This is a genomic window from Capsulimonas corticalis (assembly GCF_003574315.2).
Taxonomy (GTDB): Bacteria; Armatimonadota; Armatimonadia; order Armatimonadales; family Capsulimonadaceae; genus Capsulimonas; species Capsulimonas corticalis.
The window spans coordinates 6,827,593-6,851,960 of sequence record NZ_AP025739.1; the positions used below are offsets into that span (position 1 = coordinate 6,827,593).

General features: G+C 61.1%; 22 protein-coding genes. 9 read left to right on the forward strand and 13 right to left on the reverse strand.

Annotated elements, in window-relative coordinates; genetic code table 11:
* Nucleotides 1-67 precede the first annotated feature (67 nt).
* Nucleotides 68-766, forward strand: coding sequence for a hypothetical protein (locus D5261_RS29640; RefSeq protein ID WP_119322853.1), 699 nt, complete (start codon nt 68-70; stop codon nt 764-766).
* 68 nt (nt 767-834) lie between these two features.
* Here the strand turns inward: D5261_RS29640 and D5261_RS29645 are convergent, their stop codons facing one another.
* From D5261_RS29645 to rsgA, 3 genes are all read right to left on the reverse strand, one after another.
* Nucleotides 835-1,797: an aldose 1-epimerase gene (locus D5261_RS29645; protein WP_119322852.1), complete on the reverse strand. Its 963-nt coding sequence runs from the start codon at nt 1,795-1,797 to the stop codon at nt 835-837.
* Nucleotides 1,798-2,015: 218 nt separating this feature from the next.
* On the reverse strand, nt 2,016-3,218 hold the full coding sequence (locus D5261_RS29650; RefSeq protein ID WP_119322851.1) for a GNAT family N-acetyltransferase: 1,203 nt from the start codon (nt 3,216-3,218) through the stop codon (nt 2,016-2,018).
* A complete protein-coding gene (gene rsgA / locus D5261_RS29655; protein WP_125206126.1) occupies nt 3,215-4,222 on the reverse strand; it encodes a ribosome small subunit-dependent GTPase A in 1,008 nt (335 codons plus the stop codon). The genes D5261_RS29650 and rsgA overlap by 4 nt, the downstream gene beginning before the upstream one ends.
* Before the next feature lie 52 nt (nt 4,223-4,274).
* Between rsgA and D5261_RS29660 the strand changes: the two genes are divergently transcribed.
* Nucleotides 4,275-5,213: a helix-turn-helix domain-containing protein gene (locus tag D5261_RS29660; protein WP_165864387.1), complete on the forward strand. Its 939-nt coding sequence runs from the start codon at nt 4,275-4,277 to the stop codon at nt 5,211-5,213.
* Between the two features lie 25 nt (nt 5,214-5,238).
* On the opposite strand, the gene D5261_RS29665 is transcribed toward D5261_RS29660, so the two are convergent.
* The 3 genes from D5261_RS29665 to D5261_RS29675 all read right to left on the reverse strand — a co-directional run bounded on the left by D5261_RS29665 (nt 5,239) and on the right by D5261_RS29675 (nt 8,263).
* On the reverse strand, nt 5,239-5,796 hold the full coding sequence (locus tag D5261_RS29665) for a hypothetical protein (RefSeq protein ID WP_119322848.1): 558 nt from the start codon (nt 5,794-5,796) through the stop codon (nt 5,239-5,241).
* A gap of 60 nt (nt 5,797-5,856) precedes the next feature.
* Nucleotides 5,857-7,725: an alpha-glucosidase/alpha-galactosidase gene (locus tag D5261_RS29670; RefSeq protein WP_119322847.1), complete on the reverse strand. Its 1,869-nt coding sequence runs from the start codon at nt 7,723-7,725 to the stop codon at nt 5,857-5,859.
* A gap of 256 nt (nt 7,726-7,981) precedes the next feature.
* Complete coding sequence (locus D5261_RS29675) at nt 7,982-8,263, reverse strand: YHS domain-containing protein (protein WP_119322846.1); 282 nt, start codon at nt 8,261-8,263, stop codon at nt 7,982-7,984.
* A gap of 111 nt (nt 8,264-8,374) precedes the next feature.
* Here D5261_RS29675 and ndk point away from each other — a divergent pair, with 111 nt between their 5' ends.
* Entirely contained in the window at nt 8,375-8,773 is a 399-nt protein-coding gene (gene ndk / locus D5261_RS29680) for a nucleoside-diphosphate kinase (RefSeq protein WP_119322845.1), read from the forward strand.
* 180 nt (nt 8,774-8,953) lie between these two features.
* Here the strand turns inward: ndk and D5261_RS29685 are convergent, their stop codons facing one another.
* The 6 genes from D5261_RS29685 to infC form a co-directional block, all read right to left on the reverse strand.
* The gene (locus D5261_RS29685; RefSeq protein WP_165864386.1) at nt 8,954-9,937 is read right to left on the reverse strand and encodes an ankyrin repeat domain-containing protein; all 984 of its coding nucleotides are present in this window, start codon (nt 9,935-9,937) and stop codon (nt 8,954-8,956) included.
* Between the two features lie 106 nt (nt 9,938-10,043).
* Complete coding sequence (gene pheT / locus D5261_RS29690) at nt 10,044-12,107, reverse strand: phenylalanine--tRNA ligase subunit beta (protein ID WP_119322843.1); 2,064 nt, start codon at nt 12,105-12,107, stop codon at nt 10,044-10,046.
* Between the two features lie 17 nt (nt 12,108-12,124).
* A complete protein-coding gene (gene pheS / locus D5261_RS29695) occupies nt 12,125-13,111 on the reverse strand; it encodes a phenylalanine--tRNA ligase subunit alpha (protein ID WP_119322842.1) in 987 nt (328 codons plus the stop codon).
* 9 nt (nt 13,112-13,120) lie between these two features.
* Entirely contained in the window at nt 13,121-13,504 is a 384-nt protein-coding gene (rplT, locus tag D5261_RS29700; protein ID WP_119322841.1) for a 50S ribosomal protein L20, read from the reverse strand.
* 121 nt (nt 13,505-13,625) lie between these two features.
* Nucleotides 13,626-13,826: a 50S ribosomal protein L35 gene (gene rpmI, locus D5261_RS29705; RefSeq protein WP_119322840.1), complete on the reverse strand. Its 201-nt coding sequence runs from the start codon at nt 13,824-13,826 to the stop codon at nt 13,626-13,628.
* Nucleotides 13,827-14,021: 195 nt separating this feature from the next.
* Nucleotides 14,022-14,720 (reverse strand): translation initiation factor IF-3, encoded by a 699-nt coding sequence (infC, locus tag D5261_RS29710; protein WP_119322839.1) that lies wholly within the window; start codon nt 14,718-14,720, stop codon nt 14,022-14,024.
* A gap of 264 nt (nt 14,721-14,984) precedes the next feature.
* Here infC and D5261_RS29715 point away from each other — a divergent pair, with 264 nt between their 5' ends.
* Both D5261_RS29715 and D5261_RS29720 read left to right on the forward strand, forming a co-directional pair.
* Complete coding sequence (locus tag D5261_RS29715; RefSeq protein WP_125206125.1) at nt 14,985-16,118, forward strand: hypothetical protein; 1,134 nt, start codon at nt 14,985-14,987, stop codon at nt 16,116-16,118.
* Entirely contained in the window at nt 16,111-17,007 is an 897-nt protein-coding gene (locus D5261_RS29720; protein ID WP_119322837.1) for a hypothetical protein, read from the forward strand. The genes D5261_RS29715 and D5261_RS29720 overlap by 8 nt, the downstream gene beginning before the upstream one ends.
* A 50-nt stretch (nt 17,008-17,057) precedes the next feature.
* Here the strand turns inward: D5261_RS29720 and thrS are convergent, their stop codons facing one another.
* Nucleotides 17,058-18,812 (reverse strand): threonine--tRNA ligase, encoded by a 1,755-nt coding sequence (thrS, locus tag D5261_RS29725; protein WP_218025670.1) that lies wholly within the window; start codon nt 18,810-18,812, stop codon nt 17,058-17,060.
* A gap of 166 nt (nt 18,813-18,978) precedes the next feature.
* Here thrS and D5261_RS29730 point away from each other — a divergent pair, with 166 nt between their 5' ends.
* The 4 genes from D5261_RS29730 to D5261_RS29745 all read left to right on the forward strand — a co-directional run bounded on the left by D5261_RS29730 (nt 18,979) and on the right by D5261_RS29745 (nt 24,325).
* Nucleotides 18,979-19,581: a redoxin family protein gene (locus D5261_RS29730; RefSeq protein ID WP_165864385.1), complete on the forward strand. Its 603-nt coding sequence runs from the start codon at nt 18,979-18,981 to the stop codon at nt 19,579-19,581.
* On the forward strand, nt 19,542-20,966 hold the full coding sequence (locus tag D5261_RS29735; protein ID WP_125206124.1) for a c-type cytochrome: 1,425 nt from the start codon (nt 19,542-19,544) through the stop codon (nt 20,964-20,966). Before D5261_RS29730 ends, D5261_RS29735 begins: the two co-directional genes overlap by 40 nt.
* 124 nt (nt 20,967-21,090) lie before the next feature.
* Nucleotides 21,091-22,221, forward strand: coding sequence for a hypothetical protein (locus D5261_RS29740; protein ID WP_165864384.1), 1,131 nt, complete (start codon nt 21,091-21,093; stop codon nt 22,219-22,221).
* Between the two features lie 4 nt (nt 22,222-22,225).
* A complete protein-coding gene (locus D5261_RS29745) occupies nt 22,226-24,325 on the forward strand; it encodes an RICIN domain-containing protein (RefSeq protein ID WP_119322832.1) in 2,100 nt (699 codons plus the stop codon).
* The last annotated feature ends 43 nt before the right edge of the window (nt 24,326-24,368 follow it).

A 24,368-nucleotide genomic window follows, 5' to 3' on the forward strand; every position in this document is an offset into this window, starting at 1 on the left:
CGGGGCGCTGCAGCCAGCCTATTTTCCGACTGCAGCACAGTTCACACAATTTCGAAGGAGATTCCGGTTGAAAACTCAACGCACATTAACCCCCTGGACCATCGCCTCGTTCTTCGCGGTCCCGCTCACGCTGGTCCTCAGCGCCGCCGCCGCTCAAGCGGCGGACGGCGTCGTCCCCCCGATCTCCGTTCAGGTGGGCGTCGGCTACCTGACCGATAGCTCCGCCCGCAATGCGGCGGGCGACGCGGGCCTGCACGCTGGTCTGTCCTACGGCCTTCCCAACAAGAGCCTGCTGTCCACGCTGCACGGCAAGCCGTCGATCGATGTGGATTACAACCACACCGGCGGCCATGGCGGCCGCGTCGATGTCCTGGGCTTTAGCTACACCGAGCGCATCTCGGTCGGCAACGCTGTGACCGACGTCGTCACCAGCGGCGCCCGCCCGTATGTGGGCCTGGGTATCGGCGCATTCCGCACGGATGTCAAGCGCCGCACCACCACCACGACAACCACGAGTGACAGTGGTAACCCCGGCAGCGGCAACCCGGGAACCATCCAGACCACCAGCGGCACGCCCGGCGTCAACTCGCAACTGACCACCACCACGACTTCGTCGCAGTCGGCGAACGGCTGGAGCCTGGGCGGCAAGATCCTCGCCGGCGTCGATTTCGGCAAGACGTACATTGAGGCGTCGTACCAGATCGGCGGATCCAAGCTCGGCGTCCGCTCCGACACCGCGAACCTCTCGGTCGGCGTCCACTTCTAAGCGCCCGTCCCGACGCAGCAAAACGCCTCGGCCTTCCAGCGAAGGCCGAGGCGTTCTCAATTCCGCGATTACCGAATCTGCGTGGTCACGCCCCAGCTGCCGGTGAGGCTCATGCCGGGATCCAGCGCCGCCAGTCCCCATTCCGGGTGGTTGAAGGCGTCGGAGGCGCAGGTCATCGGCTCGATCGCGAGCGAGTGGCGGCGCAGACCTTCGGGAAGCGGATCGCCGCTGTAGAGGACCGCCGAGAAGAACGTCTTGTCCATCCAGACCGTCACGCCGCGCGTCTGAGATTGCAGGGAGATGCGCACGACGCCGTCCGCGCCGTCCCGGTCCGGATCTACAAAGCAGTGGTTGATCTCCAGATTGCCGATGGCGCGCGGCGTCGTAAAGTCAAACGGCGTACCGGCGACGGGCAGAACCTTCCCCGTCGGGATCAAGTCCTCAAACTCCAGAATCGAATGCATCGGCACATGAAGGATATCCGTGTCGATCAATCCTTCACCCACCCGGAAGTATGGGTGGAAGCCGGCGGCCACCGGCGCCGCTGTCTCCCCCGCGTTCTCAATCCGGAAGTCACAGATCAGACCGTCGTCGGTCAGTTCATAAGCGATTTCGACATCCAGCGTGAACGGATACCCCTTGTCGGCGTAATCCGCGCCGTTCAAGCGAGTCCGGAACACCACGCCGTAGTCGCCGCGCGCGGCGTAGTCCCAAACGAGCGTGCGCATAAAGCCATGGATCGCATGCGGCGCGTCATGGCCGGTGTTGGGCAGCTGATAGCCCTGGCCGTCGAACGTATACTGCCCGCCCTTGACCCGGCCGGGGAACGGAATCAAAACATCCCCCTGCCCCGCCTGCTTATTCGCCGCGCCCTGATACCCCCAGATCACATTCCAATCCGTCCCATCGGCCTGCCGCCGCGTCAGCGTGCGCAGCGAAGCGCCGCGATTGGACGCGGTGAGCGTGATATCGCCGCGTGTGAGAGTGATGTCGAGGTCGCTCGGGTCATTGCCCGTCGCTTGATACGCCATTGGTGTCGATTCTCCGTGGTGAATATAATGTCGTTGTCAGTTGTCAGGAAGAGTGGCCCTCACCCGGCCCTTCGGGCCACCCTCTCCCAATTCTGGGAGAGGGTTAAGAGCTAAGAGGAGTATCAAAAATCCTCAAAACAAAAACTCTGACTCCCCCTCTCCCAGAATTGGGAGAGCCGGGTACCCGCTTGCGGGTGGAGGGGGGCGAGGGCCTAATCCTAAAACCCATCCTTCAAGAAACACGTCGCTGGCGGCAGCAGCGCCGCGAGTAACTGATACGCGGGTTCGTCCAGAACCTCCAGCCGGCCGGCGGCGCGGAGGCGGTCGAGGGACGGCTGGCCCCAGTAGGCCTGGGACAGCGTCGCGATGTCTAAAGACATGCCTGGCGCTTGGTCCGTGCGGCTGACGGAAACTGCGCCGCCTTCGATCTCGAGGGCGAAAGCGCCGGTGTTCCATTCGGCCTGACTGTCGGTGACGCCGATCGTGACGCTTCCTGTCAGGTCCGTCGCAGGCTGAAGCGCAGTGAGGGCTTGATCGACGGAGGCGATGCGGCCCATGAAGAGGGGGATCAGACGCGTTTGCAGATCGTAGCCTTGAATGTACAGCGCCAATGGGTCGTCGAGCGGGGCGTTCCAGGAGACCTTCGCCAACTGGGTGCCGTAGTAGTGCAGCATCGACAGCAGTCCGCGATAGGCCGATGGCGTCAGCGCGAAGAATTCGTGCAGCGTCGCTGTGTCGCCTTCGGCGGGATATCGAAAAACGAGGTATCCTTCGTCGGCGCTTGTCACAGGATTACGGTAGACGTAGGTGTAGGTCGTGTAGCCGTCCCGATGATCGAGGCCGCTCCAGTAGTTCGGATTGGGGTCTTTCCGGGTGATCATTCCCCGGTAACGCCGCGTGTACGCTTCGTAAATCGGCCGGACTGTCTCCAGCGCCTCCATGCCTTCCATGCGGCGCGTGTCGCGGCCTTCGGGAAAGCTGGGGATCATGGAAAGCGCGGCGGTGTAGCTGCGCTGCTCCCCCACCCAATCCCAGCCGTGCTTGCGGTAAAAGGCGTAGGCAAAGGGGAACAGGCCGCTCAGCGGCTGGCGGCGCTCCCGCATATCCCGCAGGCCCTCGGCGAGCAGACGGGCGACGTAGCCGCGCCCTCGGCAATCGGCGGCGCAGGCGACGCCCGCGACGCCGCTCATAGCGAGCTCAACCCCGCCGCCCCAGCCCAGGTGCATCGCATGGTATGTGGCGGCGGCGACCAGCCGGCCCGCCTCGAAGAAACCCAATTGGGGAGAACGCGGCTTCTCCGCAGGCAGCGCGCCCGTGAAGTCCAGAGTAGCAGGGCGGCGTCCGCGCGCGAACGCTTCGTTCATTAAGGCGGTATGGGCGGCGTCATCGCCCGGCGTCAACCAGCGAAGTTCAGGTGTCATAAGGTCGATAATTCGACGAAGCTTCGATAACGGCGCTCGTCGATCTTTCCTTCATCGCGGGCCGCGCAGATCGCGCAGCCGAGTTCATCAAGGTGCCGGCAGTCCGCAAAGCGGCATTCGCCCAGATACGGCTTAAATTCGGGGAAGCAGTACTGGATGTCTTCTTTGTCCACCTGCCAGAATTCGAGCTGGCGCAAGCCCGGCGTGTCCGCCACCCATCCCGCCTTGCCTTCCTCCAATGGAATCAATTCGGCGCTCGTCGTGGTGTGCCGGCCTTTGTAGGTGATATACCCAATGTCGCCCACCCGCAGGTCCAGACCAGGACAAAGGGCGTTGATCATGCGGCTCTTCCCGACGCCGCTGGGGCCGGCGAAGGCGGAAATCTTATCGCGCAGCTCCGCGCGCAGATCGTCGATCCCAATATTCTCCCGCGCGCTGACGTACCAGATCCGATAGCCCGCGCGCTCGTAGACGGCCATGCGCAGACGCAGCGATTCTTCCTCGCCGCTATCCACGAGGTCGATCTTGTTGACGACGATGCTGGCAGTGATATCCGCCGATTCCGCCATCACGAGAAACCGGTCGAGCAGCCACGGGTCCGGCTGCGGCTCCTTCGCGGCGCAGGCGACAAAGAGATGGTCTAAATTCGCGACCAGGGTATGCTGCCCGCGCTGCGAGGGCGATTCGCGAGCGATCTCGGTGCGGCGAGGCAGGATCTCCTCGATCATGGCGAGATCCGGATCGATGCGTACATGCTCGCCGACCGCGATGGGATCGGTGTCGCGGCGCTTCTTCGCCGAATCCACGCGCTTCGCGCGGCTGCCGGAAGTGGAGTAAACAAGCTCCTTCTTCAAGTTACCGCGCAGCTTGCAGATCACCACCCCATGCTCCTCGGTCTGCACGTGGTAGTTCCCGCTGTTGATCCGAAAGACCGTGCCGTCCACGATTGTGGCCGGCGCGGCTTCCGTCTCCGGTCGTATTTCTAAATCTATGGAGGACCTCAATTGGATTTTGCAAATTTCATCATTATGTGGATACTATCCCATCCGATTTGATTTGTCAATCATCGGGCGTGAGATTGACGCCGGATTCCCGTTGCGCCGCCGCCGCGATGTCCGGTATAGTAAGATCATGCGTGGTGAAGAGTGGGTGACATTTGAGGAAAGCACGGGACTGACGGTCATCGACGGCCGGCCTTCGGTCATGCCGACATACCACCGGCACCAGGAGATCGAGCTGAATTTTCTACCGCAGGGCAGCATGACCTATCTCTTCGCCGGCGTCCAGCGAACGGTCCCCACCGGCCGCCTGGCGGTCTTCTGGGCGGCGTTTCCGCATCGCCTGATCCATACCGAAGGCGACCCGACCTTTTACTGCTTTTACCTGCCGCTCGCCCGGCTACTGCAATGGCGCATCCCCGGCGAGCTTACGACCGCCATCCTGAACGGCGCTCTGGTCATCGATCAGGACGACTCCAACATCCTCATCGATCAGGTGCTGCTCCCGCGCTGGGCGGACGAACTGGCCGACTGCAACCCCGCGCGCGAAAAGACGTGTTATCTGGAGATGGAGGCGCGCATGCGCCGGCTTTCCGTGGCGCTCCAGACGCACACGCCGCTCAGCCGCGACGCGGAGCGCGTCAACGGCCTCGCCTCCACAGCCAACGAGATGGAAAAAGTGGAGCGGATCACCGCCATCATCGCCGCCCACTACACGGACCCCCTCGGCGTCAGCGATATCGCCGCCCTCGTCGGCCTGCATCCCAAGTACGCCATGACCCTGTTCAAGAAAAACTTCGGGATGTCGATCTTAGAATACCTCACCCGCCACCGCCTTTCCCACGCCCAGCGCCTGCTGGCGACCACCAACGCTAAGATCGTCGACATCGCCTTCGACGCCGGATTTGGCTCCGCCAGCCGCTTTTACGAGATCTTCGAGCGAGAATGCGGCCAATCGCCCCGCGAGTTCCGCAGACGCATGCAGTTTGGGGAGTGAGTCTGCGTTCGTCCCTATTCCCCCCCTACCGCTCCGAAGCCGCGGAAAACGAGTGCCGGACGCGCCAGCCTTCTTTGAGATCGTGTTCGATCATGACGTAGGCGACGAGCAGGGCGGCGGCGAAGGGAACGGCGGGAGCGCCGCTAGTTGGGGCAATCAGGTAGTGTTCGGCGGGGTCGCGGTCGGCGCGGAAGGTAAGGGCGTGGGCGCGGTCTCCATGGGCGCTCAGCCAGCTGCCGCGCCAGCCGTTGCCCAGCAGGTCGAAGCCGCCGGCGCGGTTGTCGCCCAGTGTCACGCGTGTTACGGGATGGAAGATTCCTTCGTTCCCGATGAAGTAGGCCGCGAGCGCGGTTCCGCCATGGGAGGAGGGAACGGTGAGGGTGCGGATGCCGTCGCGGCGGACGACCGGCCAGAGGCGGTCGGAGCCGGCGGCGACGATCCCTTCCCCGATGTGGAAGGTCGCCGCCGCCGAGCCGTCTGCCCAGAGTCCTTCGTGGTACCATCGATAGCGCTGCGCCGACACGAGCACGCCGCCGGCCGAACGGACCTGCGCGGACTTCGCCGGAATCGGCGTGATCGTCATCGGTTGTACAATTGCGCTATAAGGGTCTACGAGCTTGAACCTCTGTTTCGATGAGTGGCGCTAGAAGTTCGGCTTCGATACGGAAACCGAATACCCCCAGCCGCCGTCATGATTGGTGACTTTGACGAGAATGCGGTTAACACCGGCATTCAAGCGAATGGCGACCTTATCTTCCTTCGGGCTTAAGCTGCGCTTGGCGTCGTTTGTGTGAATGACGCGGCCGTTGAGCCAGATCTGGATGCCGTCATCGCTGCCGCACTGCAGCACCGCCTCGCGCGCATGGATCGATTCGAGCTCCGCGTAGCCGTAAGCCGCCACATAGTCATAGTTGCCGACGATCGCCAGAAGGTTAACGACCCCCTTGGCGGTTGCGGCGCTGCGCCAGGCGATCTTGCGGCCGTCGGCGCCGGTATACTCGGCGCTTCGGTCGATTTGACCGTCGGCGCCCAGTGCGGATTCCAGCGCCGTCGGCAGCGCCAGCGAGATCTCTCCGGCCGTCTCGCCCGAGAACGGTCCCGCAACGCTCCATTCCCCGATGGCGTCTTCGGTCGCGGCCTTCTGCGCGGCGTCCCAGCTGGCGCGCAGATCGCGCGGGTCCACCGCGCCGAACTCCTTGCCGCTGGTCGGCACGCGCATCGGGGTGTCGAGCTTCGGCAGCAAGTCTCCATGGGCGGCGATCAGTTCATCGCACATCTCCACGATCTGGTCCAGTGTCAGAGTCGCCGCCGTCAGCGGGTCGAACATCGCGGCCTGATAGACATGATCGCGTCGCCCTTGCAGCGCCGCCTGGATGAACAGCTCGTGCTGCGCGACATGCGGCTGCATGTAGGCGAGCAATTGCGTGGGAAGCGCGCCGACGGTCGTGAAGCGCAGGCCGCTGCGGTCCACCAGGGTCGGAACTTCGGCGATGGCGTCGTGAGGCAGGTTCGAGATCGCGCCGTTGTTAGGCATGTTGCCATAGACGACCGACGGCGTTCCGGTGACGATCGAGTGGATAATCGTGCTGCCATACTCGTGGCTCTTATGCACCTCCATCGGCTCGTCGGAGACACTAAAAGTCTTCATGCGCTCGAACTCGTCGACAATGCCGTCGCAGCGGCGCAGATATTCGTCGATCGGAACGTCATAGCGGTCGATGACTTCCTGGCCGCGCGGAATGAAGTACGGGCTGTACTCGGCGTTGTGCTCGCTGGACTCGGTGACGAAATAGCCAAGCCGCTTCATCATCTCGAAGCGGACCTTGTTGGTGTTGTAGACCTTGGGATCGTCCATCGCCTCGAATAATCGCGGGTACAGATCGACGCCGTTCTTCTTCATCTGAAGGTAGAACGCCATATGGTTGATGCCCGCGCAGGTGAAGGCGACCTGTTCGGGATCTTCGCCGATATATCCCATCAGCTGATTGAACGTGCCCTGGACGCTATGGCAGAGACCGACGGCGCGGATGCTGCTCGTGCGCGTGATCGTCTGCATGTTCATCGACATCGGGTTCGAATAGTTCAGCAGGACCGCGTCCGGACAAAGCTCCTCCATCGTGTGAACCAGCTCCGTCAGCATCGGATAGGTGCGCAGGGCGCGGAACAGGCCGCCGGGTCCGGTAGTGTCCGCGATGGTGAAGTTCAGGCCGTACTTGCGTGGGATCTCAAAGTCCACCAGCGTCGAGTTAAACCCGCCGATCTGGACCATATTGATGACGAAATCCGCGCCTTCCAGCGCCTTACGCAGATTGAGCGTCGCCTCGATCGTCGGATTGGCGCCGAGGGTCTTCGCCACCTTGCGGCACAGATTGGCGCCGACTTCCAATCGCTCGGCGTCGATATCCATGTAGGAAAACGTGGCGTCGCGAAACTCGGGATATCCAAGGATATCGCCGGTCAGGTTCTTGGAGAATACGACGCTGCCCGCGCCGATCATGGCTACTTTGATCATGACAATTCAAAACTCTCTTTGGGGGTGTCTAGTCTGCCCTTATTATAGAGTCAATCATAACGGATTTCTTCTGAATATTTCGCAAATTTGTCCGGAATAGTAAGATTCTATATCCTTACAGAAATCTAATCTCACTTTGATTTTATCAGTATATAGGAGGCTTTCCGATCTGTCAATCCGCAAGCGTCCGAAAAACACGAAAACAGCCGGAGCAAACGCTCCGGCTGTTTTGAAAAAAGGCGGCCACGAGCCGCGATTACATCGCGTGCATCGGCTTTTTGACGGCGGCGCTGGCGACGAACTTCTTCGGGTTCTTGTCGAACTCGGGCTTACAGCCGGCGCAGCAGAAGTAATAGGTCTTGCCCTTGTAGGTGCTGTGCCCGGCGGCGGCGCCGACGGATGCGATCTTATCGCCCGTGACGGGGCAAACGAGCGCGGCCGGCGCGGCGGCCTTCTTAACGACTTTGGCGGGGGTGGCGGCGAAGGCGGAGGACGCGAGCAGCATAGTGGCGGCCACGGCGATCAATGGACGGATCATAGGTGAATACTCCTTGATAAGGTCGGTCGAAAACTTGACAATCTGAAGTGATTATACTATACTACTGGGGCTTTTGTTCCCAACAATGTCGGTGTGAAGGAGTCTAATACTTTGGAACGAACGTTTCTCATGGTCAAGCCGGATGGAGTGCAGCGCCGCCTGGTGGGCGAGATCATACAGCGATTTGAGCAGAAGGGCTTCAAGCTTGTCGAGCTGAAGCTGCTCACCCCGACCCGCGAACTGGCCGAGGAGCACTACGGAGTGCACCGCGATAAGCCGTTCTTCGAAGGCGTCGTCAGCTTCATCAGCTCCGGCCCGGTCGTCGCGATGGTGTGGGAAGGCGACGACGTGATCGCCCTGTCCCGCAAGCTCGTCGGCGCCACCAAGCCCAGCGACGCCGCCCCCGGCACGATCCGCGGCGACTACGCGAACTCGGTCGGCGAGAACTTGATCCACGGTTCGGACTCGGTCGAGAACGCCGAAGCCGAGATCAAACTCTGGTTTAGCTAAAAGCCCCATCTCCCCGCGCTTGGGTAAGTTTCCCCTTTTTCTCTGCTAAAGGCACTTCGGGCAGGAAAGAGGGCGTTCGTAACTCAAGCCGCACGAGGGTTACGTAAGGTTGAAAGAAATAGCCTATCACCTAATCAAGGCGATGGGCTATTTTCTTCGTAGGTAGTAACGGCTTTGTACCTACTGAAGCAAATCCACAATTTCTCCATGCCCCTTTTCCAAAGCCCACTCCAGCGCCAACGTCTTGTCCAAATCAATTTCATTGCTTCGCGCATATTCCAGTAACAATCTAACCGTTTCCGTATGCCCGCTGAGCGCTGCATAGGACAAACTGGTTTGTCCGCGATCCGTCTTACGATTGATGTCTGATCCAGCCATGAGCAATAATGTGACAATCTCGTTATAGCCTTCATCGGCGGCCCGCATTAACGGTGTCCCTCCTCCGACCCTTTGTGTGACATCAACCTCTGCTTTGTACTCCAATAGGAGTGAGACAAGTTTGACGTAACCACGTTCTGCAACAATGAGGAGCAGAGGAGCAGGATCATTATCTCCAATACGCGCATCGGTTGGAATCCCACCATCTAATTGTGCTTTCAGCAGATCATAGTCGCCCGTCTTGGCCGCATGGACCGCCGGAACAATGTGCGTGATCCAATCGAGTGCAACCCCACCTTTTACTGGCGCGAGAAGCATGTCTTCTGGCCGCGCTCCCGCCTCAAGTAAGGCCCAGGCGAGAGGGGCTTGTCTGCCGTTGTAAGCACGATCTAAGAGGCTCATCCCCAGCCCATTCTTTTGGTGAATGTCCGCGCCGCCTTTGACCAATTCATGAAGACAGCAGCCATCATTCGCAATCATGACAGCGGTATTGCCATATTTGTCGACTGCATTGATATCCGCGCCATGCTGCAAAAGAAAACGAACGATCCCAGGATGGCCTTGACGCACGGCGATCATTAGCGGCGTTTCCTTGGAACGGTTGACCTTATGAACGCTAGCGCCCTGGTCGAGCAAAAACTGGAGAAACTCATCGCTAGCCCCGCACACGATCGCCATCATCAGTGGGGTGATATTGCCTTTGAGCGCGTTAATATTGGCGCCTCCCCCCAGGCACGCCAGCACGCCATCAACACTCTTAAGTTTGGATTGTTCAATAATATCCATTAGCATGCTCTCGCTGTTATTATCACCTTTCCCGTCATGCAATCAAAAGGGCGAACGCTGAATAGCGCTCGCCCTTAATCTCAGTCTTATGCTAGCCTAGCTGGACTTACCGATGCACGGCCCCCACCCGCTCAGCGAGAGCGGTTTCGACGGCGCGCATTTGCGCCTCGACTTCGGCGTCGGTGAGCGTGCGGTCGGCGGCGCGGAAGACGAAGCGGATGGCGACGCTTTTTTTGCCTTCGCCGATCTTTTCGCCGGTGTAGATGCTTTCGGGGGCGATCTCTTCCAGCAGCGTTTCTTCGACGACGGAACGCGCGGTGCTTTCGAGCGCCCAGTAGCCGACTTCGCTGTCCACCACGACCGCGAGGACGCGGGTGACGGCGGGGAAGCGCGGGAGCGGTGTGTAGTGGCGCGTGTCGGCGGCGATGGCGAGCAGGGCGTCGGCGTCCAGCTCGAAGGCGGCGACGCGGCCGACGCTAGCGGGAACGTTCAGGTCGGACTTCACGGCGTCGGGGTCCAGCTCGGCCACGTAGCCGATGGGCTGACCATCGAGCTCAATCAGCGCGGTGCGTCCGGGATGCATGCCGTGGACCTGGCCGGGCACGAACTGCGGCGCGGGCAGTCGCAGGCGCGTGAAGAGGCCTTCGACCACGCCCTTGGCGGCGTAGAAGTCGATGGCGGGGATCTCTTCGCCGGTCCAGCGGCGGGGCGAGACGGCGCCGGTGAGAACGCCGGCGACGCGGCGCGTCTCCAGATAATTGCTCACCCCTTCGCCCTTCGCGAAGACTTTGCCGACTTCAAAGAGCCGCACGTCGGGCTCGCGCTGGCGCAGGTTATGCGACAGGACTTCGAGCAGGTTCGGGACGAGCGCCTGGCGCAGGCCCGAAAGCTCGGCCGAAAGCGCGAGGCGGATCGCGACACGCTCGTCTGCCTTTTTGGGATCGTCGAAGGGCGACGGGGCCGCGAGCGAATGTGTCAGCGCTTCCTGCAAACCCATGCTGGTGAGGACGGTGCGCAGATCGCCGGCGAACTTGCCGCGCGGCGCGTCCACCGCTCCGGCGCCGGGCGCGGCGGGCAGCGACTCGGGCAGCGTGTCGTAACCGATCATTCGGCCGACTTCCTCAATCAAATCGATCTCTTTGAGAAGGTCGGTGCGGAAGGTCGGCACGAGGACTTTGAAAGGCGTCACGGACGGATCGACGATCAGGCCCAGACGCGTGAGCGAGTGCGCAATCGTCTCATCGCTCAGATCCGTGCCGAGGATCGCATTGGTGCGCGCGGGGCGCAAAGCAATCGGCAGAGCGCGCGCGGGGCTGGGATACAGATCGATCCGGCCCAGCGCGACTTCGCCGCCCGCGAGATCCGCCAGCAGCTCAGCGGCGCGCTCCAGAGCCAGGGGAACCATCTCGGGGTCGATCGTGCGCTCGAAACGATAAGAAGCATCCGTGGAAAGGCCAAGCACTTTGGACGTCCGGCGAATACTGCCCGCGTCGAACAGCGCAGCTTCTAAGAAGATATGCCGCGTCTTGTCCGTGACTTCGGTCTCCGCGCCGCCCATGACGCCGGCGACGGCGATGGGCTTCTCACGGTCGGCGATCACAAGCATGCCCGCTTGAAGAGTGCGTTCGGCGCCATCCAGCGTCACAATCGTCTCGCCGGCATTGGCTGGGCGGACGACGATCTTGCCTTCGGGGATCGTGTCGTAGTCGAAGGCGTGCAGCGGCTGGCCGAGTTCGAGCATCACGTAATTCGTAACATCGACCACGACGTTCACCGGACGCATGCCGCAGGCGGCGATGCGCTTCTGGATCCAGTCGGGCGACGGGCCGATCGTGACGTTGCGCACGACCTTGCCGGCGTAGCGCGGGCAACCTGCGGTGTCGGTGATGACCACGCCCGCCCAGCGGCGCACGTCGTCATTCTCGTCCGGCAGCGGCGTGGGCGCCCAGGACATCTTCGTGTCGAGCGTCGCGGCCGTTTCGCGGGCGACGCCGAGCAGGGACATCCAATCGCCTCGGTTAGGCGTGACCTTGGTATGGTAGACCGGACCGTCTTCCGACGGCGTGATCTCCTCCACTTCGAGGCCCGCCATGGTCAATTTGTCGGCCAGCGCTTTGTCATCCAGCGTCGTCGGGACGAACTCGCGCAGCCATTCCACGGGAAATTTCATGATTTAAAATCTACGGTTCAAAACTGCCGGAGGAACCGGACGTCGTTCTCCGCGAAAAGTCGGATGTCGTCGATGCCGTACTTCGCCATCGGCATCCGGTCGATGCCCAGGCCCCACGCGAAGCCCGTATAGCGCTCGCTGTCGATTCCCATCGACTCCAGGATGTTGGGGTGGACCATGCCCGCGCCGCCCAGCTCCAGCCAGCCCTCGCCCCATTGGATGGCGACTTCGACGCCGGGTTCAACAAACGGGAAGAAGTCGGGACGGAAGCGAATGGTGACGTCGCCGAACAGCAGCTTGACAAGCTGCGCGAACGTCCCCTTGAGATCCGCCAGCGTCAGACCCTCGTCCACGGCCAGCAGGTCGACCTGATGGAACGTATGCGAGTGCGTGGCGTCGACGGCTTCGTAGCGGTAGCACTTGCCGATCGTCGCCTGCCGGATGGGAGGCTTTTGATTCTCCATCACGTGCGCCTGGAACGCCGTCGTCTGGGTGCGAAGCAGATGGGAGTCGTCGATATAGAACGACATCTGCTCGTCGAATGCTGGATGATCCGGAGGATAGTTCAGCATCTCAAAATTGTAATGATAATGCTCGATGTCCGGGTACTCGTCGAACGAGTAGCCCATGGAGATCAGAGCATCCTTCACGGCCTGCATCTGGCGCGTGATCGGATGGGGTCCGCCCGTCCAGACATTGCGCCCGGGCAGGGTGACATCCACCGAGTCGGCGGACAGACGCGCGGCGCGCTCGGCGGCGGCCAGACCGCCCCGGCGTGCGCCCAGGCGTTCCAGCAGGTCCGCTTTGCGGACATTGACGGCTTGTCCGAACTGCGGCTTTTCCTCGGCGGGCAGAGAACCAACGAGGCGCAGAAGGCCGGTTAACCGGCCCTTGCGCCCCAGATAGTCCACTTCCACACCGTCCAGCTGCGCCACTGTTCCCGCGTTATCCACGGCGTCGGCGGCTTCCATCGCGATTTGCGCGAGTTCTTCGTACGGTGTCATGATCGTGATTTAAGACGTCGCGATGCCGGCCGTCGGGGCCACCACCGTGATGTTGAGCGACTTCACCAGCGAATTGAACGCGTTGATGTCGCTGATCGCCATCTCCGACAGGACCTTGCGATCCAGCTCGATGCCCGAGGCGCCGAGGGCGGCGATGAAGCGGCTGTACTGAACGCCCTGCGCGCGGCAGGCGGCGTTGATACGCGCGATCCAGAGCGAGCGGAAGCTGCGCTTCTTGTTGCGGCGGTCACGGTAGGCGTAGTTGCCGGACTTCATGACCTGTTCGTTCGCGCTCTTGTAGAGGCGAGACTTGCCGCCGAAGTAGCCCGAGGCTTCCTTCAAAATCTTGTGGTGACGCTTGTGGCGCATCACGCCACGCTTGACACGTGCCATATCTCTGTCCTTTTACGGGCGCTCACGCGCCCGGTTCTTTTAATATCAATGACGCCGCAAAACGCTGCGGCGAAAAATTGCGCTTTAAATAAATTCAAGACCGCCAGGTCTTTAAATCGAATTAAAGACCGTTGGGAAGCATGCGCTTCATGGCTTTGAGCTTGCCCTTGTAGAGCTGGCTTTCGGCGGCCAATTTGCGGGACGTTCCCGGTCCCTTGTGGATGTTCAGGTGATTGCGGTAAGCATGCTGATGGATCAGCTTGCCGGTGCCCGTCACTTTAAAGCGCTTCGCCGCGGTTTTGCGGGTCTTGATCTTCGGCATCGTATCAGTCTCCTTCGTACAAAAACTCTATTCAGGGCGCCCACAGGGACTCCCCGCAATTCTTCTTCACGCAACAACGAACCCGGCCACACGTCGCGCCGGGTTCGATGCGATTCTTTTTATCCATCCCGAAACCCATCAGCGTTCCGAATGGACCGCGAAGGACACGAAGCGAAAGCGCTCGAACACGATCGCTTACGCGGCGGGCGGGTTCTCCGGCTCAGGAGCCGGCGCGGGCGTCGCCGCCGGCGCAGCCGCTTCCGGGGCGGGCGCGGGCGTTACGACCGGAGCGGGCGCGGCGACTGGCGCCGTATTCGCTGCGGGCGCCGCAGGACGCGGAGCGGCGGGCTTCGGCGCGGCGGGGGCCTTGGGAGCTCCCGGCGCGGCGGGCTTGGGTCCACCCGCCTTCAGCGGGCTCAGGATCATGGTCATCATTCGGCCTTCCATCGACGGCGGCTTCTCCACCTGACCGACTTCGGAGACCATATTGGTGACTTTGTCCATCTGCTGGCGGCCAAACTCTGGGTGCGTGATCTGGCGTCCCTTGAACCGGATCGTCACCTTGACTTTGTCGCCGTCCTCCAGGAACTTGATGGCGCTGCGAACTTTGACATTGAAGTCATGATCCTCGATGTTCGGAAACATCTGGATGCCCTTCAGTTCGCTTTGCTTGTGCTTCTTGGCGGATTCTTTTTCTTTTTTGGCCTGCTCGTACTTGAACTTGCCATAGTCCATGATCTTGCAGACCGGCGGCTGCGCCTGAGGCGCGACTTCGATCAAGTCGATCCCGCGCTCCCGTGCGATCGCCAGGGCTTCGCGGGGCGTCATGATGCCCAGCTGACCGCCATCATCATCGATGACGCGGATCTCCCGCGCTCGAATCCGCTCGTTCATGTTTACCCGCGGCTCACGCGGGTCTCTGCGAAAATCCCGACTGTTTATAAAATTCCTCCGAAATCGCTCGCTCGAAAACGTCAGTTTTGACGACCGTTAGCATACTGGCGCGCTTGCATTTAGCCAGTAAAAAACTCCCTACAGTATAGCTTATTCCACGATAGGAGTCAAGAGAAGCAAACAATGAGTCGGCTATATTTCGTGAAGTTTTTCCACTCACATTAAAAATATTCCTAAAAACGGGTATATTCTTAATTGAGAAATATGAACAAATCAGGAATATCAAGAGATGTACCGCTGACAGAGCATCAAATGCTGGCGTCTTTATTCAACGGACAAGTACGTTTTCCCGCCTTGGATGTTCGCGCGCGCCTCGCCCCATTTCGATCGCCGGCCCCGAAGACATCGATTACCGGCGCTGACGCGATCGTCGATGTCACGTGGGGCGCCAAAACGTACACGTTCGTCGTCGAATGCAAGACACAATCTACGCCCAAAATCATCGATGCGGCTATTGGACAGGCAACGCGATATTCCCAGGATATGGGCCTGCTCCCCATGATTTTTACGCCCTATCTCAGTCGAGAGGCGCTGGAGCGCTTAGAGGCGGCTGGGATAAGCGGCGTCGACCTCTCCGGCAACGGTATTATTCACGTCCCAGGCGAAATATTTATCTATCAAAGCGGCGCGCCAAATCGATACCCGTCTCGCCGCCAGGGACCAAATCCGTATCGCGGCGCATCCTCTCTCGTCGCCCGGACATTGGCGATACAGACGGAATTCGGCTCCTCCCGCGCTATTGAGAAGTTCATCGCGGAACGCGGAGGCATGATTACCCAGGGCGCCATTTCCAAAGCGCTCAATGAGCTTGAAGACGATTTGGTTATTCTGCGCGAACAACGCGCCATCCGAGTCCTGCAATATGATGTGCTACTCGACGCGCTCGTCCGCCATTTTGAACGCCCCGATCCTCACGAGGCGCGCAGCTGTAAAGTCAGCGGATCCCCCGGCGAAATCCAAAAGATTATCGTGGATCAGGCCATCAAGCAAAGTGAGAAAGTCATTGTGACCGGTCTGGGATCCGCCAGTCACTACACGGCAATGGCGCAGTCTCCGCCAATCCCAATTTATTGCCGTCGCCTAGATTTGCTGGACGGTTACGCCGACTTCGAGAGCAGATTCCCCAATGTCGTGATTAAGCGTATGGCCGATCCTGGTGTTTATTACGATGCTCACATGGAAGGCGGCCTGCCATGGGCGTCCCCCGTTCAAACTTATCTTGAGCTGATGAACGGCGGAGCTAGAGATCGCGAGATGGCGGATAATGTTCGCCGCTTTTTCTCCATGGAGATTGGCAAAAAGCAATCCATTTCCGATGAGACCAACAACAATGCGTGAACCACAAAACGAGATGATGGGAGCGCTGCTCGACATCTATTACGAATTACGAGAGACTCAGATCCGTCCCATCATCATCGGCGGTTTGGGAATCTATCTCAGAGCGCGAGATGTCTTCGAACGAGAAGTGACAACTCTCACTCCTCTCGCTCCCGCACGCGCGACTCAGGACATTGATATGGTTCTGCGTCCGGAAACAATCCTCAGGCCGGAATTAAGGTCCAGCTTCCAGCACATGCTGGCCACACTAAAGTTCCGCGTGATCAAAACGCGCGCCTACTGGCAATATAAAAGACTCCACTACTACCACGAGCAAAAACTAGATCTGCATACCTGGGCGCCGACAGAAGAATCGCAAAGCTCTTACCAGATCGTTAATGAAAAGCTTATCTCATTGGATCCCAACGCTATGCTGGACGCGCACATTGCCAATGAAGCGATTGGGGCGAACGAATTCGCAACGGCCATTCGCTGCTCTGGCTACCGAAGCGAGGGGGCATTCTACGAATGCGCCGCTTTTGTCGCCCACCCGTTCACTCTCGCTGTTATGAAATTACTCGCCTACCGCGATTTTGCGCACAAGACCGCCACTGCGGAATTATCAGCCGAAGAAGCGCGAACCAATCTGCAATTCGTCCAAAAGCATGCTCTTGACATCTACATACTTCTTTCGACGATTACAGAAGAGGAATGGGAGCACGCGAAAGAACTGGCGGCCCATTATAGCAATATATCCATATTTCACAACGCAAAGACCGTTGTGCGAGAAGCATTTTCAGAACTTGATGCGCCGGGAATGGTCCAAATGCGCACCAGTCTAGACGCCACTCCTGAGATGCAGTTTGAAGCTGCTCCATCTCTACTGAACGAACTTTTTGGCGTTCGATAAATAGGGCGCACCTGCATGGGTCCCATGCAGGCGCGCCCTGCTCAAAGAGTTTACGCCGTTTCTTCCACCAGCCGCGCAATGAAGTCGTCGAGCGGGATCGCGCCCAGGTCCGTGCCGCCGTGCAGGCGCACGGAGACGGTTCCGGCGGCGGCGTCGCGGTCGCCGACGACGAGCATGTACGGGATCTTCTGGACTTCGGATTCGGCGACTTTCTTGCCGACCTTTTCGTTGCGCGCGTCGAGTTCGACGCGGAAACCCTTGGCTTTGAGCTTATCGACAACAGACTGGCCGTACTCTTTGTGGCGATCGACGATCGGCAGCACGACGGCCTGGACCGGCGCAAGCCACGTCGGGAAGACGCCGGCGTAGTGCTCGATCAGGAAGGCCACCATGCGCTCCATCGTGCTGATGATGCCGCGATGGATCATGACCGGCTGGTGCTTGTGACCGTCCTCGCCCGTGTAGTCCAATCCGAACTGCTTGGGAAGGTGGCGGTCGACTTGCACCGTCGAGACCGTTTCTTCCTTGCCGAGCATGTTGCGCAGCTGGATGTCGATCTTCGGGCCGTAGAAGGCCGCCTCGCCCGCCGCTTCGTAGTACGGCAGGCCGAGGTCTTTGAAGACGTCGCGCAGCTCGCCCTCGGCGCGCTCCCACAGCTCGGGGTTATCGACATACTTCTCTTTGTCGTTTGGATCGTGCAGGCTCAGGCGATAGGTGTAATCCGTGATGCCCAGCTTGCGATACGCCGCCTCGACCATCAAAATACAGCCCTTGACCTCTTCGACCACTTGATCCTCGCGGCAGAAGATATGGGCGTCGTTGAGCGTCATGGCGCGAACGCGGGAAAGACCGCTGAGTTGTCCGGACTTCTCATATCGATACATCGTCCCGAGCTCCGCCAGGCGCACCGGCAGGTCCCGGTACGAATGCGGATCGTTCTGATAGATCATGATGTGGTGCGGGCAGTTCATCGGACGAAGCACGAACTCTTCGTTCTCGATCTTCATGACCGGGAACATGCCGTCCTGATAGTGCTCCCAGTGCCCGGAGATCTTGTACAGATCGACCTTCGCCATCTGGGGCGTGTAGACGTGGCTGTACCCCGAGGCCAACTCGACATCCACGATATGGCGCTCCAGCACGCGACGGATCGTGGCGCCCTTCGGCAGCCACAGCGGCAGGCCAGGTCCGATCGTTCCGTTGTTCGCGAACAGGCCGAGCTGCTTGCCCAGGACTTTGTGGTCGCGCCGCTTCGCCTCTTCGAGGCGAGCCAGATGCGCGTCCATCTCCTCCTGCGTGTCAAAAAGATAGCCGTAGATGCGCTGGAGCTGGTCGCGCTTCTCATCGCCGCGCCAATAGGCGCCGGCGACCGAAGCGAGCTTGAAGACGCCGATCTTGCCGGTGCTCTCGACATGCGGTCCGCGGCAGAGGTCCGTGAACGGTCCCTGCGTGTAGAACGAGATCGTCTCGCCCTCCGGAAGATCGTGGATCAGCTCCGCCTTAAACGGCTGGCCGCGCTCCTCTTCCCAGGCAATCGCCTCCTCGCGGGGCTTCTCACTGCGCACGAGCGGGAAGTTATCACGCTTGATCCGCTTCATCCGCGACGCGACTTCCACAAGATCCTCGGGCGTCAGCGTACGGGGCAGATCGAAATCGTAATAGAAGCCGTCCTCGATTGGCGGGCCGATCGCGAGCTTCGCAGTCGGAAACATCTCCACGACCGCCTGGGCCAGGACATGCGCGGCGGTGTGGCGCTGCTTCCAGATCTCATCATACTGCTCAGCGGGTTGCGAATTGTCAGCCACGTTGCTTTTCTCCTCTGCGAAAATGTTCTCTAGTATGACAGAAACCCGGTAATCTTGTCAAACTCAAACCTCTGCCGTCACCTGCGCTTATTCCATGAAATTCCACCCGTGTCGCGTTGCCGGAGGTATAATATCGAAAATCGGAGCTGGAGAGGGTAACGCAGCAATGAAGCGATCCGCGATTTTTTGTTCGGTCTTCACCCTGGTTCTGGCTCTCGCTCCCCCGGCTCCGCAGCCTCGCGCGTTCGGCGCTGCTCCATCGACAGGCAAGGCGCAGATTCTGCTTCAGGATCTGGAGGGGCGCGCGGCTCCGGCGTTTGATGACGCCGCGCGCGTCGCTTCGGTGTATTTTTTCATCATCCACGACTGCCCTATCTGCAACACTTACGCCCCGGAGATCAACCGTATCTCTCAAGATTACCAGACATCGGGCATCGCGTTCCATATTGTTTATGTGGAAAACGACCTCTCGCGGGCCGAGGCGAAGAAGCACGCCCTGGAGCGCCGGTTTACGTGCCCCGTACTGCTGGATCCGCAGCGCCGGTTGGTCAAGTTCACCGGCGCCGTGACGGCCCCGGAGGCGGTGGTTCTTTCGCCGGACCGGAAAGTTTTGTACCGAGGCCGAATCGACAATCGCATGCTGGGATGGAGCGTCATGCATATGCCCAATGTCCACGATCTGCGGGACGCGCTGACGGCGATACAAAATGGGCAGGCGGCGGCGCGGCCTTGGAAGCCTCCAGTCGGCTGCGCGATCTCCACGCCATGAGCGACGCCCTGTCTTCCCGCTCGATGTTCTATCCGATGTCGGCGACGGTCGTTCTGATCGCGAGTATCTTTGCGCTCACGACGCGGACGGCGCCGGTCCATTCGGCTCCGCCCATTCACGCGAGCCGCGCGGTGGCCGACGCGTCGCCCAATTACACGCGCGATATCGCGCCGATTCTCCTTCACTCCTGCGCCTCCTGCCACCGTCCCGGCGCTTCGGCGCCGTTTTCACTGCTCACGCCTCATGACGCGCAAAAGCGGGCGGCGCAGATCGCGGAGCTCACGCGAATCCGTTATATGCCGCCATGGCTGCCGGAGCCGGGCCATGGCGACTTTGCCGGCGACCGGCGCCTGACCGACGCGCAAATTCGCAAAATCGCGGACTGGGTCAAAGCGGGCGCTCCCGAAGGTCCCCGATCGCTCACCCCTACCCCTCCGTCCCCCAAAGACTGGCCGCTCGGTCCGCCGGACCTGATCGTGCGTATGGCCCAGCCGTTTTCATTCGGCGCCGCCGATGAGGCGCAGTGCCGCAGTTTTCTGCTGCCCAAACGGCTCACCCAGGATCGATATCTCAGGGCCGTGGATTTTCGAACCGGCGCGCCCGGCGTCGTGCGCCACGCCTCTCTGTTTATTGACGGCTCGGACAAGGCGCGCAGGCTCCAGCAGCAAAGCGGCGCGGTCGGATGGACGGACTTTTCGGGAAGCGCCGGGCCGGAGCGGCGCCGGATTGGGGAGTGGGCGGTCGGGCGTGAACCCAGTCGATTTCCGAAAGGGACCGCCGCGCTGCTGAAGCGGAAGGACGATCTGGTATTGCAGCTTCGTTTTCAGCCGGACGGGCGGCAAGTGCAGGAACGTTCGGAAATCGCGCTGTACTTTGCCTCCTCTCCAGCGGACGCTCCCGAATCGGTCGCGCTCGGAAACGCCTGGGTCAATTTGCGCCCGAACGAAGTCGCCGCCGTCACCGACTCGTTCACCCTGCCGGTCGCGGCGCGGATCCACGCCGTCAGTCCGCACGCGGAGATGATGTGCCGCTCCATCACGGCGGATGCGACTTTGCCCACAGGCGCCGTCACGCCGCTGCTGTCAATCCCGCAGTTCAACCTGGACTGGGCGGAGCCGCTGCGATACCGGTCGCCGGTGGATCTGCCGGCGGGGACACGGATCACGGTGACGCTGAAGTACGACAACTCCGCCGGAAATCCCCGGAATGCGGAGGGCGTTCCCATGGTCGCCGCGCCGGGATTCGGCTGCACCGACGAATTCGCGGGGGTTGAGTTTCAGATCACGGCCGCCCAGCCGCGCGACGCCTCCGCTCTCTCCAAGGTCTTAGCCGCCAGGGGCGCCACATACGTCATCAAATCCTCAGGCGCAACCGGCCACGGATAACGCGACGCCATCGCGGCTCCGATAAGCGACATATTTCCGAAATACCCCCAACTCAAAATTCGCGGTTTCATCCACCTTCATTTGGGGAATGACTACCAGGGTTTTGGACCCAGAAATTTTCCTCATGGCTTCTATTTGGTCCCAAAAATGCAATAATAGCGGGAGACGGCTCTCCACGGCCCTCGCCATTTCTCTTCTGTGCGCCGGGACATTCCCATTATGTGTCTCAAACGGCGCCGCCGTTCCCACATCGAACGCACCCTCCTATTCCATCACGGATTTGGGTGGCCTTGCGGATGTCGCGGACGAAGCGACGGTCAGTCTTAACAATGCGGGCGACGTGTCGCTGGATATCGTGTCGGGCCAGCATGTCCATGCGGCGCTTTGGAGCCATGGGCGGCTGAGGGATTTGGGAGACGCTCCAGGCTACCCGAACGGCGTCCCCCACGCTTTGAACGGTCACAACACGGTTGTGGGCTGGACCAATACCAGCGACAATCCCGTGGACAGCATGGCGGCCACGCGGGCGTTTGTGAATGACGGACACGGAATGCGCGTGCTGGGAACGCTGGGCGGACGCGACAGCCGGGCCCTCGGCGTCAATGACTCCGGACGGATCGTCGGCGTGTCGAATCTCGACGATCGGACGCGGCACGCATTCGTCTCTGACGGTGGCGGCGCGCTCAAGGACCTGGGCGCGCTGCCCGGCGGGCGCTTCAGCGCCGCCTACGCCGTCAACGCGGCGGGCGACGCGGCCGGAGTGGCGGATACTCCCGGGCAGATCAGTCACCCTGTTTGCTGGCGCAAGGGCAAGATCCACGATCTTGGGACGCTGCCCGGAGGCGATTCCGGATGCGCGCTCGCGATCAATGCGCGCGGCGACGCCGCAGGATATTCCGAGACGAAGGACGGCGTCCATGCATTTCTCTACAGCCGTGGCCGCATGCGAAATCTGGGCGTCCTCAAATTCGATCCGAGCGCCGCGAACGGTCTCAACGACAGCGACGACGTCGTCGGAACCTCAAACGTTTCGGCGAGCGCGCGTCACGCGTTCCTCTGGCGCAAAGGCCGGATGGATGATCTCAACGACTTAATCGCCCAAAACACCGGATGGACTCTCACCGCAGGATGCGCTATCAACAACGCCGGACAAATCGTCTGCATCGCGGGCAAACGGGGCGAGCCAAGCCATGCGCTGCTGCTGACCCCGATCGCCAGCCCGCGTTCCCTCCCAGTCCGCCAAGGTAAGGAATAACTTTATGCCGCGCAAACCCACCACAAAGCCGTTCCGTTTCCGGATAACCGCCGCGATCCCAGCCCTGCTCGCGATTCCCGCCCTACTGACGGCGTCCGCGCCAAGCTGGAGTCAGGTCTCGGTGCTGACCCACCACAACGACAACTCGCGCACCGGCGCCAACCTGAGCGAGACGACGCTCAACACAACCAATGTCAACGCCAATACGTTCGGCAAGCTCTTCACGCGCAGCGTCGACGGGCAGATCTACGCGCAGCCCCTCTACGTCCCGAATGTCGCCGTCCCCGGACAGGGAACGCACAATATCGTCTTTGTCGCCACGATGCACGACAGCGTCTACGCCTTCGATGCGGACAGCCCCACCGCGTCGGCGCCGCTCTGGCAAGTCTCCCTGGGAACGCCAAGGCCGTCCGGGTTCAACACGCGTTACGGCGCGTACGCCGATATCCGCGTCGAAATCGGCGTGCTGGCGACACCCGTGATCGATCCGGCGACGAATACGATCTATATCGCCGCCTACACGCAGGACAGCTCCACGGGCCCATACCATTGGAAGCTGCATGCGCTGGACATCGCGACCGGCGCGGAGAAGCTCGGCGGCCCCATTGAGATCGCGGCCAGCGTCCCCGGCGCGGGCGACGGGAGCGTGGGAGGCGTGGTCACATTCAATCCGACGCTGCAAAACCTGCGACCGGCGCTGACACTTTCGGGCGGCGTGGTGTACGTGGCGTCCGCGTCCTTCGCGGATACGAACCCCTACCACGGTTGGGTCATCGGCTACAACGCCTCCAACCTCACGCGGGCCAGCGTCTTCAACACGACGCCCAACGGCGACGAGGGCGGCTTATGGATGGCGGGCGAAGGGCTGACCGAAGACGCCTCCGGCAACTTGTACTGCTTGACGGGAAACGGCGCGGATACGGCCAAGAGCGGCGGCGACGGATACGGGGAATCGTTCGTCAAACTCAGCCATGCGCTGGCGCCGCTGGATTTCTTCATGCCCTCCAACGCGGACTCGCTCAACGCCGGCGACACGGATCTTGGCGCGTCCGGCGTCCTTGGGATCCCCGGCTCCAACCTCATCATCAGCGGCGGCAAGCAGGGCATCCTGTACCTGCTCAACACCAACAACATGGGGCATTTCAACTCCGGGGGCGATAATGTCGTCCAGGAATGGCAGGCGATCAACACTTCGCAATCCGGCTCCCACCACGTGCATGGAAACCCGATCTATTACGTCGGTCCGGGCGGCGCCCATATCTACGTCTGGGGCGAGAACGATTACCTGCGCGCGTTCGCGTTCAACGGCGCCACATTCAACACCACCGCGTCCTCCAAGAGCACGATGCTGGCGCCGCAGATCAACTCCGGAATGCCGGGCGGCTTCCTCTCGATCTCCGCGAACGGGACCGCCGCCGGCACGGGCATCGTCTGGGCGTCCACGCCTTATAACGGCGACGCGCAGCATAACACGGTGACGGGGATCCTCCGAGCGTTCGACGCCAGCGATCTGAGCAAGGAGCTCTGGGACAGCAACCAGAACTCCGCGCGGGACGCCATCGGCAATCTCGCCAAATATACGCCCCCAACCGTGGCGAACGGCAAGGTCTACGCCGCCACCTTCTCGAATGTCCTCGCGGTGTACGGCCTGATCCCCGCCGGCTCCAGCCCCATCGTCAGCGGCCACACCTACCGGTTCGTCAACAAGTCCAGCGGCCTCGTGCTCGACGTGACCGGCGCCGCGACCACCACCACCCCGCTGGAGCAATGGGGCGCCAACGGCGGGACAAACCAGGTCTGGCTCGCCACCGCGCTCACCGGCGGATATTGGAAGTTTACGAGCGTCAAGAGCGGGCTGGCGGTCGACGTGAAGGGGCAGAGCACGGCGTCCGGCGCGACCGTCCAGCAATACGCCTGGAACGGCGGCAACAACCAGCAATGGAGCGTCGCCGCCGTCGGCGATGGGACCTACAAAGTCGTCAACCGCAACAGCGGCCTGCTGCTCGACGACACCAACGCCTCGCCCAGCCCCGGCAGCCCCATCATCCAGAAAACAGACAACAGCGGCGCCGACGAACACTGGACCTTCCAGTTCGTGCAGTAAAGCCGCCATTTCCGCCCGCCGCCCCTTCTCAAGGGCGGCGGGC

Bases quoted from the DNA above. Each gene is read 5' to 3' on its own strand.
- D5261_RS29665 (WP_119322848.1), bottom strand. From the start codon at position 5,796: ATGACGATCACGCCGATTCCGGCGAAGTCCGCGCAGGTCCGTTCGGCC.
- D5261_RS29670 (WP_119322847.1), bottom strand. From the start codon at position 7,725: ATGATCAAAGTAGCCATGATCGGCGCGGGCAGCGTCGTATTCTCCAAG.
- D5261_RS29740 (WP_165864384.1), top strand. From the start codon at position 21,091: ATGGCTTCTATTTGGTCCCAAAAATGCAATAATAGCGGGAGACGGCTC.
- infC (WP_119322839.1), bottom strand. From the start codon at position 14,720: ATGAACGAGCGGATTCGAGCGCGGGAGATCCGCGTCATCGATGATGAT.
- D5261_RS29685 (WP_165864386.1), bottom strand. From the start codon at position 9,937: ATGGATATTATTGAACAATCCAAACTTAAGAGTGTTGATGGCGTGCTG.
- D5261_RS29645 (WP_119322852.1), bottom strand. From the start codon at position 1,797: ATGGCGTATCAAGCGACGGGCAATGACCCGAGCGACCTCGACATCACT.
- rpmI (WP_119322840.1), bottom strand. From the start codon at position 13,826: ATGCCGAAGATCAAGACCCGCAAAACCGCGGCGAAGCGCTTTAAAGTG.
- rplT (WP_119322841.1), bottom strand. From the start codon at position 13,504: ATGGCACGTGTCAAGCGTGGCGTGATGCGCCACAAGCGTCACCACAAG.
- D5261_RS29675 (WP_119322846.1), bottom strand. From the start codon at position 8,263: ATGATCCGTCCATTGATCGCCGTGGCCGCCACTATGCTGCTCGCGTCC.
- D5261_RS29720 (WP_119322837.1), top strand. From the start codon at position 16,111: ATGCGTGAACCACAAAACGAGATGATGGGAGCGCTGCTCGACATCTAT.
- D5261_RS29650 (WP_119322851.1), bottom strand. From the start codon at position 3,218: ATGACACCTGAACTTCGCTGGTTGACGCCGGGCGATGACGCCGCCCAT.
- pheS (WP_119322842.1), bottom strand. From the start codon at position 13,111: ATGACACCGTACGAAGAACTCGCGCAAATCGCGATGGAAGCCGCCGAC.
- D5261_RS29715 (WP_125206125.1), top strand. From the start codon at position 14,985: ATGAACAAATCAGGAATATCAAGAGATGTACCGCTGACAGAGCATCAA.
- D5261_RS29730 (WP_165864385.1), top strand. From the start codon at position 18,979: ATGAAGCGATCCGCGATTTTTTGTTCGGTCTTCACCCTGGTTCTGGCT.
- pheT (WP_119322843.1), bottom strand. From the start codon at position 12,107: ATGAAATTTCCCGTGGAATGGCTGCGCGAGTTCGTCCCGACGACGCTG.
- D5261_RS29745 (WP_119322832.1), top strand. From the start codon at position 22,226: ATGCCGCGCAAACCCACCACAAAGCCGTTCCGTTTCCGGATAACCGCC.